Origin of the sequence: Amycolatopsis sp. SID8362 (assembly GCF_010550475.1) — a bacterium.
Taxonomy (GTDB): domain Bacteria; phylum Actinomycetota; class Actinomycetes; order Mycobacteriales; family Pseudonocardiaceae; genus Amycolatopsis; species Amycolatopsis eburnea.
In genome coordinates this window covers 36,589-47,838 of the sequence record NZ_JAAGNB010000487.1, presented here as the reverse complement: position 1 = coordinate 47,838, position 11,250 = coordinate 36,589, and the positions used below count along the sequence as shown (strand labels likewise).

At 69.8% G+C, this 11,250-nt stretch carries 12 protein-coding genes; 9 read left to right on the top strand and 3 right to left on the bottom strand.

Annotated elements, in window-relative coordinates:
- Positions 1 to 551 (top strand): IS3 family transposase (locus G3I65_RS15105; RefSeq protein WP_160696671.1); only part of this gene is annotated, 551 nt, incomplete at its 5' end.
- Here G3I65_RS15105 and G3I65_RS15100 read toward each other — a convergent pair.
- A complete protein-coding gene (locus G3I65_RS15100) occupies positions 527 to 757 on the bottom strand; it encodes a hypothetical protein (protein ID WP_160696670.1) in 231 nt (76 codons plus the stop codon). The genes G3I65_RS15105 and G3I65_RS15100 overlap by 25 nt on opposite strands.
- 116 nt (positions 758 to 873) lie before the next feature.
- Here G3I65_RS15100 and G3I65_RS15095 point away from each other — a divergent pair, with 116 nt between their 5' ends.
- Positions 874 to 3,495 carry an MFS transporter gene (locus tag G3I65_RS15095; RefSeq protein ID WP_160696669.1) on the top strand — a complete coding sequence of 874 codons (2,622 nt, stop codon included), beginning with the start codon at positions 874 to 876 and terminating at the stop codon, positions 3,493 to 3,495.
- On the opposite strand, the gene G3I65_RS15090 is transcribed toward G3I65_RS15095, so the two are convergent.
- Positions 3,492 to 3,863 carry a helix-turn-helix domain-containing protein gene (locus G3I65_RS15090; RefSeq protein WP_160696668.1) on the bottom strand — a complete coding sequence of 124 codons (372 nt, stop codon included), beginning with the start codon at positions 3,861 to 3,863 and terminating at the stop codon, positions 3,492 to 3,494. The genes G3I65_RS15095 and G3I65_RS15090 overlap by 4 nt on opposite strands.
- Before the next feature lie 328 nt (positions 3,864 to 4,191).
- Complete coding sequence (locus G3I65_RS15085) at positions 4,192 to 4,884, bottom strand: A24 family peptidase (RefSeq protein ID WP_160696667.1); 693 nt, start codon at positions 4,882 to 4,884, stop codon at positions 4,192 to 4,194.
- 142 nt (positions 4,885 to 5,026) lie between these two features.
- Between G3I65_RS15085 and G3I65_RS15080 the strand changes: the two genes are divergently transcribed.
- The 7 genes from G3I65_RS15080 to G3I65_RS15050 all read left to right on the top strand — a co-directional run bounded on the left by G3I65_RS15080 (position 5,027) and on the right by G3I65_RS15050 (position 11,216).
- Positions 5,027 to 5,386, top strand: a complete 360-nt coding sequence (locus G3I65_RS15080) for a hypothetical protein (protein WP_239071185.1) — start codon at positions 5,027 to 5,029, stop codon at positions 5,384 to 5,386.
- On the top strand, positions 5,380 to 6,369 hold the full coding sequence (locus tag G3I65_RS15075; RefSeq protein ID WP_160696665.1) for a hypothetical protein: 990 nt from the start codon (positions 5,380 to 5,382) through the stop codon (positions 6,367 to 6,369). The genes G3I65_RS15080 and G3I65_RS15075 overlap by 7 nt, the downstream gene beginning before the upstream one ends.
- Before the next feature lie 96 nt (positions 6,370 to 6,465).
- Positions 6,466 to 7,164, top strand: coding sequence for a hypothetical protein (locus G3I65_RS15070; protein WP_309235470.1), 699 nt, complete (start codon positions 6,466 to 6,468; stop codon positions 7,162 to 7,164).
- Positions 7,164 to 8,006, top strand: a complete 843-nt coding sequence (locus G3I65_RS15065) for a ParA family protein (RefSeq protein WP_160696663.1) — start codon at positions 7,164 to 7,166, stop codon at positions 8,004 to 8,006. Before G3I65_RS15070 ends, G3I65_RS15065 begins: the two co-directional genes overlap by 1 nt.
- Complete coding sequence (locus G3I65_RS15060; protein WP_160696662.1) at positions 8,003 to 9,418, top strand: CpaF family protein; 1,416 nt, start codon at positions 8,003 to 8,005, stop codon at positions 9,416 to 9,418. The genes G3I65_RS15065 and G3I65_RS15060 overlap by 4 nt, the downstream gene beginning before the upstream one ends.
- Positions 9,415 to 10,326 (top strand): type II secretion system F family protein, encoded by a 912-nt coding sequence (locus G3I65_RS15055; protein ID WP_160696661.1) that lies wholly within the window; start codon positions 9,415 to 9,417, stop codon positions 10,324 to 10,326. The genes G3I65_RS15060 and G3I65_RS15055 overlap by 4 nt, the downstream gene beginning before the upstream one ends.
- Positions 10,323 to 11,216 carry a type II secretion system F family protein gene (locus G3I65_RS15050; protein WP_160696660.1) on the top strand — a complete coding sequence of 298 codons (894 nt, stop codon included), beginning with the start codon at positions 10,323 to 10,325 and terminating at the stop codon, positions 11,214 to 11,216. Before G3I65_RS15055 ends, G3I65_RS15050 begins: the two co-directional genes overlap by 4 nt.
- Positions 11,217 to 11,250 lie beyond the last annotated feature (34 nt).

Sequence of the window (11,250 nt, the reverse complement as noted above, 5' to 3'; positions counted from 1 at the left end):
AGGCGGGGCCGCCGGTGCACGACGACCTCGTGCGCCGGGACTTCACCGCCACCGCACCGAATACCAAGTGGCTGACCGATATCACCGAGCATCCCACCGGTGAGGGCAAGCTGTACTTGTGTGCGGTCAAGGACTGCTACTCCAACAAGATCGTCGGATACTCCATCGCCTCGCACATGCGGGCCTCACTCGCCGTCAGCGCGCTGCGCAACGCGATCGCGCTGCGCGACCCGCACGACGTCGTGGTCCACTCCGACCGCGGCGCCCAGTTCCGATCGGCGGCCTACCAGCGCCTGCTGCGCGGTCATGGGCTGACCGGGTCGATGGGTCGGGTCGGTGCGTGTGGTGACAATGCTGCGATGGAGTCGTTCTTTTCGTTGCTGCAGAAGAACGTTCTCGATACCCGCCGGTGGCGCACGCGGGAGGAGCTCCGGTTGGCGATCGTGTCCTGGATCGAGACGAAGTATCACCGCAAACGCCGCCAACGCGCCCTGGGCAAGCTCACCCCGGTCGAGTTTGAGACCATCTACACGGCCACGTCAGCGGCCTGAGAAACAGTCAGCTCCGGTGTCAACCGAAGTCTGGGCAGACCCATCTGCAGCGGGTGATGGTCTACCCCGACCGCGGCTTCGCTATCGAGCAGCCGGTACCGCCGGCTGTGGCGGCCGCGTTCGATCGCCTGGTCGCGGCAGGTTTCAACAGCCGCCTGCTTTGACGGCGGGAGTCGATCAAACCAGTTGCGGACTGTGACGATCATGCTGCGATTGGGTGATCTGTCGCTTCTTGTGTCCACATGGACACGGAGCGGGCATACCTTGGTTCTTCCAGGTAGGGGGCCTGCCGGGCGAGTTTCGACGGCGGCGGGGAGGGCCGATGACCGAAACCGGACACCGCGGTGTTGCGGCGGCGCTGCGAGGTCGCGAGTTTCGCGCGCTGTGGCTCGCTGAAGCCTTGTCGGTCTTCGGCGATCAGGTCGCACGGGTCGCGCTCGCGCTGCTCGTCTACGCCCGCACGGACTCCGCGGCGCTGACCGCGTTGACCTACGCCCTGACCTTCGTGCCGGCGGTCCTGGGCGGTTTCCTGCTCTCGGGCTTGGCGGACCGGTATCCGCGCCGGACGGTGATCGTCGTGACCGATGTCGCGCGCGCCGTGCTGGCGGCGGCGATGGCTGTGCCGGGGATGCCGCTCGGGGTCCTCTGGGCGTTGATCGGCTGCCTGACCATAGCCGCGGCGCCATTCAAGGCCGCTCAGCTCGCGCTCCTGCCGGACGTGCTTCCGAACGGGCTGTACCAGGCCGGTCTCGGCCTCCGGCAGATCAGCACACAAACGGCCCAGGTGGCCGGCTTCGGACTCGGCGGCCTGCTGGTCACGAGCTTGAGCACCAGCGGCGCGCTGCTGGTGAACGCCGCGACGTTCCTGGTCAGCGCCGTTGTGGTCGCCGCGGTGGTCCGCGCTCGTCCCGTCAGTCGGGTCGAGTCCAAGTCGACGCCGCGGTCAGCGGCGGCGGGCCTTGATCCGCGCATGGTCGCTGTCTACATGCTGGCCGCGATAGTCGGATTTCTTGTCGTACCTGAAGGCTTGGCAGCGCCGTACGCGAACGCGGTGGGCCTGACGTCGATCGGGGTCGGCGTCCTGATGGCTGCCGATCCCGTCGGCAGCGTGCTCGGCGGCTGGTTGGCCAGCCGGCTCCGGCCCGATACCGCGATCACGGCGAAGCTGGTCGTCGTGCCAGCGGCTGCGTCCGGCTTGCCCTTGATCGCTTGCCTCGCGCTGCCAGGCGCCTGGTGGGCCGCAGGCCTCTGGGCGGTCTCGGGTGCGCTGTCGACCATCTACTTGATCCGGCTCCAGGCGGTCGTCGTCGAGCTGGTGCCGGACGCGCGTCGCGGCACCACGATGGGACGGCTGAGCACCTGCCTCTACAGCTCGCAGGGCATCGCCATCCTCGGCGCCGGCGTGGTCGCCGAGCGGGTCGATCCCGTCGTTGTCGTCGCCGCGTCGGGCGCGCTGGCGTCACTCTCCGCGGTCGCGGCCGGGTTCGTCTGGTGGGCGGCTCGACCTCGGCAGGCGAGAACTGTCGAGGACGAGCCCGCACCGGCGGATTCAGCGCACTCAGAAGTCCTTGTTACGCATAGTGACCCCCTCCCGGAGCGTCCGGCGGCGGGAGGTGCCGAGGCGCGGCAGCCGGAGCTCGAGGACCTCGGGTCCTCCCCTGGGAACGGAAGCGAGATCAGTATGCCGAAGGAGGAGGTCGCTGAGCGCTCTGGTTGGTCACGATGGGCTATCGGGTTGCTGCCGCGGCCTGCGGCGGTGTTTCTGCTGGTCATCGACGCCATCGCGGTAGCTGCCGTCATCGTCGACGCGGGCGCGCCGATGGCCTGGCGGGATGTCGCGTCCTGCGGGTTGATCGTCGGGCTCGGGATCCTGGCCGCGGAGATGACCCGCGGGGTCGAGCGCCGGCGACGGCGGTTTTCGGACACCCCGCACGTCAACTTCTCGTCCGTGTGGACCCTGGCCGCCGCGCTCACCCTCCCGACCGCCTTGGCCGCCCTCGTCGCCGTGCTGCTGTACCTGCACCTGTGGCTGCGCAGCTGGCGAGGCGTCGCCGGGATCCACGCGCACCGCGTCATCTTCAGCACAGCGAACGTCATCCTGTCCTGCCAGATCGCCGGGTGGGCTGCCAAGCAGCTGCACGTCGTGCCGCCCGGCCAGGAAGCCGGCATCTGGACCGCGGTGGGCTTGGCATCGGTGATCGCGATCTACTTCGCCGCGAACTCGACGATCGTCGGCGTGGCGATCGCTCTCGCCGGGCGGAGCCTTTCGTTCAAGCGGATGCTCGGCGCGCTCAACGAGAACATCCTCGAGCTGGCGACGTTGTGCATGGGCGCACTGACCGCGGTCCTCCTGACCTTGCGTCCTTGGCTGGTGATCGTCTTGTTCCTGCCGCTCTACGCGCTGCACCGGAGCGTCTTGATCCGCCAGTTCGAGCACGCTTCGACCACCGATTCGAAGACCGGCCTGCTCAACGCGGCGAGCTGGCACGCCATCGCGGCGAAGGAGATCGACCGCGCTCGCCAGCACGGCTTCAGCGTCGGCGTCCTGATGATCGACATCGACCACTTCCGAGACGTGAACAACGTTCACGGACACCTGACCGGCGACAGGGCGCTCGTCCTCGTCGGCAACGCCATCCGCAGCGAAGTCCGGAGCGACGACCTCTGCGGGCGATTCGGTGGCGAGGAGTTCGTCGTCCTGCTGCCGGGCAGCTCGCCGGACGCGATTCACGCCATCGCGGACCGCATCCGGAACCACGTCGAACGCACCGTCATCGAGCCGGATTCCGGGCCAGGCTTCCACGTCAGCGTGTCGATCGGCGCAGCTGCGTTTCCCGCGGCGGGCAGTTCGCTGGAGGAGGTCCTGATCTCCGCCGACAACGCGCTGTTCGCGGCGAAGGACGCCGGGCGCAATCAGGTCCGAGTCGTCAAGTCGACCGCCTAGCGATGACCGCGGCTGTCCGCTCGTGTCTGGTCGCGGCGCTGCTGCGACCAGGTGGCCAACGGACGCAGCGCGCGCAGAAGCGCACGCCCGTCGGGTGACAGCTTGTACCAGACATTGGAGAAGGCGCTGCCTTCCGCGCGTCGTTCGACGAGCCCGTCTTGCTCGAGCCGCCGGAGGGTGTCGGTCAGCGTGCGAGCCGTCAGCGGCTTCGAGTGCGCCGTCCAGCCGGAGCGCTCCTCGGCTTCGTTCACCTCGTTCCGCAGCTTGGTGAATTCCAGTTCGCCGAGCGCGAGGGTCGCGAGGACGGCGACGGTCCAGTCACCTCGCAGCAGGGCAAGTACCTCGTACACGCTCTGCCGGTACGGCACGTCCCAGTCATCCACACCAGCAGACCTATCACGAACTGCCGCCCGGCTTGCCCCGGTCGGGATCGTGACGTCCTTTGGACAGGACACCTTCCTCCGAACGAGTGAAGATCCGTCGACTGAGTCCAGACTCACCCGTCGACTTACCTTGCACTCAGCCGAGGTCAGGCCGCTAAACCGGAAGTCACTCGGGCTCCGGCGCCCGGGAACGGAAGAGGAATCGAAGGGGACGGTGGCCGGCCGTGTCTGGCGAGAAGGCCGGCCGGTCACCGAGATCTACAGGGGGAGGGAAGCCGCGATGACGACTTGCTCGCTTGAGCTGATCTATCGGCTACCCGTTCGCGAGGAGCATGGCGGCCAGCGCGCCGACGATCAGGAACGGTCCCATCGGGATCGGGGTCCGGCGACGACCGAGACGCATGATCGCCGCCGCGATCGCGGCGGCCAGCCAGGGCAGCAGGCTGCCGAGAACGAGCGTTTGCCAGCCGAACCACGCAAGTGCCGCGCCGAGTGGAAGGGCCAGCTTCACGTCCCCGCCGCCGAGCTGGCCGGGCGCCATGAAGTACACGGCGAGGAAGAACGTGGCGGTCACGGCCGCACCGGCGAGCGCGCGAGCCAGCGAACCGGCGTCGGGGTCGACGACAGCGGTCGCGATGACGGCGGCGCCGACCGAACCGGCGAGTCCGAGAACAAGCAGGTTCGGCAGGCGACGGTGTCGCGCGTCGGCGAAGGCGAGTGGCACGCCGAACGCCGCCACGCTCGCGGAAATCGCGAACGGCGCCACGTCGTGAACGCGCCAGGCGAGCGCGCCGACGAGTGCGGTCGCGATCACCAGCTGCGCCGCTACCTGCCGGCGGGGAGAACGGACCACGAGCGCGCCACCCATCACGACCGCGACGGCGGCCGTGATGCCGGTCAGGATGAACAGGGGTAGCGGAATGATGTCGACTCCGTCAGGTGCGGTTCGTCCATCATGGACGAAGGTGTCAACCCACGCGATCTTGTTGGGCTCCGCCGCGCTCACGCTCAGCGCGTGCTCCGGCGGCGGTTCTTCCGCACCGTCAGCCTCTGCCTCGAACCCACCGGCGACCAGCTCGACCTCGGTTCCGCAGCCGACTCCTGCGCCCCAGCTGGCGACCGATGCCTACGTCGGCATGTGGCGAGCGATGGCAAAGGCCGGTGAGACGGCGGACTGGCAATCACCCGAAGTGGCGAAGTACGCGACCGGTGACGCGCTCGGCGTGATCAACCGCAGCCTCTACACCGACCACCTCAACGGCGTGGTGTCGAAGGGAGCGCCGGCGACGAGCCCGAAGGTCACCGAGGAGAAGCCGCCGAGCAAGCCCACGACGATCATGATCTCCGACTGCGGGGACAGCACGAACTGGCTGAAGTACAAGAAGGACGGTTCCCCTTTCACCGACTCGCCGGGCGGGCATCGCGCGATCACCGCGGAGGTCAAGAAGCAGGCGGACGGCTCGTGGAAGGTCACCAGGTTCGCGGTGGAGGGGGTGGGGACATGCTGAATCGAGCAGCGCCCGCGGCCGTGCTGGCGGCGGCCATCGTCGTGATCGGGGCCGCGCCCGCGCTCGCCGACGGCTACGGCTACACCGACTGCAGCCAGTACCCGAATCCCGGCTGCGAACTCGGCGTGGGCAAGGGCGGGCAGCAGGGCGGCGACCACGGCAACCAGCCGAACAAGCCCGGAGGCCCAGGGCACCACAACTCCGGCGGCGGACCTTCGGATCCCGGCGGCGACACGATCATCGGCGGCGGCAATCTGGCCCAGTGTGGCTACGAGCGCAGCGGATACCAGGGACCGCCACCTGGAAGCGCTCAGCCGGCAGCGTTCCATGTCCCACCGAGGACTGGACCGGCCACGGCGGTGCCTGCTGTCTATCGGCGACTGGCGGGCGCGCAGCCACCATCCGGTGCCTGGTACATCTACAAGTGCACCGGGGCCGGCTTCCGGGACACGCTGTACCGGCCACCTGTCTGGATCGCGGACGGTGAACCAGGTCCGGCGCCGCTGCCATCGCCCGCTGAGCTCGCCGCGCAGGCGCGGAATCAGCTGCGTCTGCCCGCGCCGAAGATCAAGGCGAATCCGGCCGGCGACCAGCTGGTCACCCTGCCGACCTGGTTGTGGCTGGACCGGAGCAGCTGGGGCGAGGTCTCGGCCACCGCGTCCGTGCCGGGCGTCTCGGTGACCGCGGTCGCCAAGCCGACCTCGGTGACCTGGTCGATGGGCGAAGGTGGCTCGGTGACCTGCACCGGCCCCGGCTCGCCGTTCCCCGGAGGCGGTGACCTGAAGAGCGCGTCGCCGGACTGCGGCTACACGTACAAGACGTCCTCGGCCGGCCAGCACGCTGACGCGTTCCCGGTGACCGCCACGGTGAACTGGACCGTGACGTGGTCGGGCGCCGGCACGGGTGGCACGTTCCCGAACATGACGACCTCCGCCTCGGCGGCGTTCCGAGTAGCGGAGAGCCAGGGAATCGCGACCGGCTGAGGTCCGGCACGCACAACACAACCCTCGTTTGAGAAAAGGCACGTCGAACACCGAGTCGACGCGTCGCGATGGCGTCATGCCTTGAGGAGGTCGGTGGTGACCACTACCGCAAGTTCAACCAGCCCGGACGCGAAACCCGCGTCGCTGAACTCGTGGGCGGGCCGTGATGGCAAGACGCCCGCACGCCTGAGTGGCGGGGGCCGGCGCCGCAGCGTGCCCCACCTGCTGCTCGGCGTCCTGCTGGTCGCCGTCTGCGCGGCCGGAGGCGTGGTCGCCGGGACGCAGCTCGGCGACCGCGAAAGCGTCGTCGCGCTGGCCCGTGCCGTCGCCGTGGGCCAGCTTCTCGAGGTTCAGGATCTCAAGCAGGTCAGTATGGCGGTGGACTCCGGAATGGACGTTCTGCCCGCGTCGGCAGCATCCACAGTGGTCGGCCGGCCGGTGGCATTCAGCCTGCCCGTCGGCTCGCTGGTGACCCGCTCGGTCCTCGGCGTTCCTCAGATTCCTGCGCCCGGCAAGGGTGTAGCGGCGGTGGGGCTCAAGCCGGGACAGTTTCCGCCTGACCTGGCGCCCGGCACCACGGTCGCGGTCCTCGCGACGCCGGGGCAAAGCCCAGCTGTCGGAACGCCGCTCGGTCAGACGTCGTCATGGACCGCGGTGGTGGCCGGCGTCGCTGCCCGGGAGACGGAGCAGATCACCGTGGTGTCCCTGCAGCTGGCCGAATCGGACGCTCGCGCGTTGGCTTCGGCCCCGGCGGGCCAGCTCAGCCTCGTCGCGATTGCCGGGGGAGGACGCTGATGCTGATCTCCGTCTGTTCTCTCAAGGGCTCGCCCGGTGCTACCACCCTGGCGACCGCGCTCGGCGCCTGCTGGCCGGCCCAGCAGAGTCCGATCGTCGTCGAAGCCGACCCGGCCGGCGGCGACCTGATGGCCCGCTTCCGGCTGCCCGACACGCCGGGCCTGGTCAGCTTGGCCGCAGCGGCCCGAGGCCGTGGAGGTGCCGACCCGAACCTGCTCGTCCAGCACTCCCAGCCTCTGCCGGGCGGCTTGCGGGTCGTGCCTGGCCCGGTCGGCGCTGAACAAGCTCGTGCAGCGCTCGCGGTGCTGGCCTCCGGAGGCTCGTCGCCGCTGCGTCGCGCGGCCGACCAGCCGGACATCGTGGTCATCGCCGACTGCGGCCGGGTCGATCCCGGTTCTCTCGCGCTGCCGATCGTCCGCGGTGCGGATGCGATGTTGCTGCTCGCGCGCCCGCACGACGACGAGCTCGCGCACGTCGCGCTCAAGCTTCAGGCCGCCCAGCAGTGGTCACGCCGACCGTGCCTCGTCCTGGTGGGCGACGGCTACCCGACCGCGGAGGTCTCGCAGACGCTGCAGATCCCGGTGATGGGCCGGGTGTCTGCCGACACCAAGGGCGCGGCGATGCTCAGCGGCCAGGGCACGAGCCGGCGCGGGGCGGACAAGTCCGCGCTCGGCCGGGCCGCGGCAATGATCGCGCTCAACCTCCACGCGCACGGGCACCAGCCGACCACCACCGACGGAAGCCGGCCACCGCACCTGCGGCTGGCGGTTGTCGGCGAGTCGGTCCCAGGCGTACCCCCGCAGCGGGTCGGCCCGCACATCCGGAACGGGGCGACGCCATGACGCGCCCCGACCTGGCCGTGCCGGTCAACGGCCGCCCGCACGTGCCTGGGCCGACAGACCTTCCGCACCGGCCCGCCGGTGAGACCGCGGCGGTGGAACGGCTGCGGCAGCACCTGCGGGACGAACTGTCCACCCAGCTCAGCCAACGAGTCCGAGCCGACGAGTCCGCCGGCCGGCCACCAATGGACGCCTCGACGCGGCGTCGGCTGGCCGAAGCCATCCTGACCGATGCGGCCGAGGCGCACGCGCAGGCCGAGCTGCGCAACTCCGCGGCCGGAGGGATGCTCGTGGCCCCCGAGGTCGAGCAGCGCGTGATCCGCCAGGTCCTCGACGAGGTCTTCGGCCTGGCCGGCCTGGAACCGCTGCTCGCCGACACCGACATCGAGAACATCAACATCAACGGCGACCGCGTCTTCGTCAAGTGCGCCGACGGCGGTCGCAAGCGTTTGCCGCCGGTGGTCGGCTCCGACACCGAGCTGATCGAACTCATCCGGGACCTGGCTACCCGCTCCGGCGTAGAGGAGCGACGCTTCGACCGCGGCAGCCCGATCGTGAACTTCCAGCTGCCCGGAGGCGAGCGCGTCTCCGCGGTCATGGCGGTGACCGCGCGGCCGTCGGTGTCGATCCGCCGGCACCGGTTCACCAAGGTCACCTTGGCCGACCTGCGCAAGAACGGGACGATCGACCTCGCCCTGGAGAGCTTCCTGAAAGCCCTCGTGAAGGCGAAGCGCAACATTCTCGTCACCGGCGGCACGGCGATCGGCAAGACGACCATGCTGCGCGGCTTGGCGTCGGCGATCCCGCCGTGGGAGCGCCTGGTGACGATCGAGGACGTCTTCGAGCTCGGCCTCGGCGAGGACGCCGACGTCCACCCGGACGTCGTCGCGCTGCAGGCCCGCGAGGCGAACATCGAGGGCCAGGGCGAGATCTCGCTGTCGGACCTCGTGTGGCAGTCCCTGCGGATGAGCCCGGACCGGGTCCTCGTCGGCGAAGTCCGCGGCCCCGAGGTCATCCCGCTGACCAACGCGATGTCCATGGGCAACGACGGCAGCATGGGCACGCTGCACTCCTCCAGCAGCCAGGGCGCGTTCACCAAGCTCGCCGCCTACGCGGTGCAAGGCCCGGAGCGGTTGCCGATGGAGGCAACCAACCTCCTAGTCGCCGCCGCCCTGCATTTCGTGGTTCACCTGGAAAAGCCCCGAGACGACCCCAGCAAGCGCGTCGTCTCCTCCATCCGTGAAGTCGTCGGTGCCGACGGCGCCCAGATCATCAGCAACGAGGTCTGGCGGCCCGGTCCTGACCTGCGCGCGGTGCCCGGCGCGCCGCTGCGGACCGACACCGTCGACCTGCTCGTCGAGGCGGGCTACGACCCGGACCTCTTCGAGCGGCGCGAAGGCTGGTGGACGCCATGACCGTCGTCTTGCTTGGCGTGCTCGGAGGCGGTGTCGCCGTCGGGGCCCTGTTGATCGTCGCCGGTCTGCGCGGTCGGCCCGCGCGTGTGGTGACGTCGTCGCGGCTGAACACCTGGCTGATCGCACGGCACGACCGCAAGCAGGTCGGCCTCCTCGTCGTGGCCGTGCTCGCCGGCCTGGCGGTCGGCGTGGTCACCGGCTGGGTGGTCGGCGGCATCCTGGCCATGGTCGCGCTGCTCGGCCTGCCGCGGATCCTCGGCTCGAACGCCGACCACCGGCGCCAGCTCGAGCGCATCGAGGCGATCGCCGGGTGGACGGAGATGCTACGCGACACCCTCGTCGCCGCGGCCGGCCTGGAACAGGCCATCCTTGCCACCGCCCCGGCCTGCCCAGAGGCGATCCGCGAGGAGATCACCGAGCTGGCCGTCCGGCTGGAACGCGGCGACCGCCTCGCGCCCTCCCTGCGGCACCTCGCCGACCAGCTCCGCGACCCGACCGCCGATCTGGTGATCTCCGCGCTCGTGCTGGCCGCCGAGCACCAGGCCCGGCAGCTGGCCGACCTGCTCGGCGAACTGGCCGGCGAGGCACGCGAGCAGGCATCGATGCGCATGCGGGTCGAAGCCGGACGCGCTCGCACCCGGACCAGCGTGCGGGTCGTCGTGATCACCACGTTGGTCTTCGCGGCCGGGCTGGTGCTGCTCAACCGTGGCTACCTCGCCCCCTACGACTCGGCGTTCGGGCAGATCATGCTGCTGCTTGTCGGCCTGCTGTTCACGGTCGCCTTCACCTGGCTCGGCCGGATCGTGCGCCAGCGTGCCCCCGAGAGGTTCCTGACCGAACTGAACGCGATCCGCCAGCACGACGCCGACGTCGATGTCTTGCTCGCCGGGAAGGGAGCGTCATCATGATCGAGGCGTTGCTGTGGGGAGCCGGGCTTGGCGTCGGCTTGTGGGCGCTCGTGGTTTACGTGTTCCCGCCGCGGCCGTCGCTGCGGGCCCTGGTCGACCGGCTGCACGCGGCGCCAGCGCCGCCGCCGATCCTCACAGCGGAATCCGACGGTTGGACGCTGCGGGTGGGCCGCCCGTTCGGCAAGCCGCTGGCTGCCCTCGGGTTGCCCAACAGCAAGCTACGCAACGACCTCGCGGTCACCGGGAAGGGCATCGAGCACCACCTGGCCGAGAAGGCGGCGCTGGCGCTGGCCGGGTTGCTGCTGCCGACCGTGATGCAGGTGCTGCTCGTCGCGGCCGACGTCGGCCTCGCCTGGGAAGTTCCCGCGGTCGCCGGTCTCCTCTTCGGGCTCGGAGGATTCCTGCTCCCGGACATCCGCGTTCGAAAGGAAGCCGAGCGGCGCCGCTCGACCTTCCGGCACGCGTTGTCGGCCTACCTCAACCTCATCCGGGTCCTGCTGGCCGGTGGCGCCGGTGTCGACGGCGCGCTGTCGGATGCGGTTGAGATCGGCAAAGGCTGGGCGTTCCAGCAACTTCGTCGCGCGCTGGTCACCGCCAAGCTGACCCGCACCACGCCATGGGCCACCCTCGGTCAGCTCGGTGGCGAACTCGACGTGCATCAGCTCTCCGAGCTCGCAGCGTCGGTCAGCCTCGCGGGTACCGAAGGCGCCCGCGTCCGCGCAAGTCTCGCGGCCAAGGCTGCGGCACTGCGTACCCGCGAACTCACCGATGCCGAAGGCGATGCCCAGGCAGCGACCGAACGGATGAGCCTGCCCGTGGTGATGCTGTTCATCGGCTTCCTCGTCTTCATCGGATATCCCGCCCTTACCAGCGTGCTCGCTGGCCTATGAGTCCACTTCAGACCGTCGTACCTTCAAGGAGAAG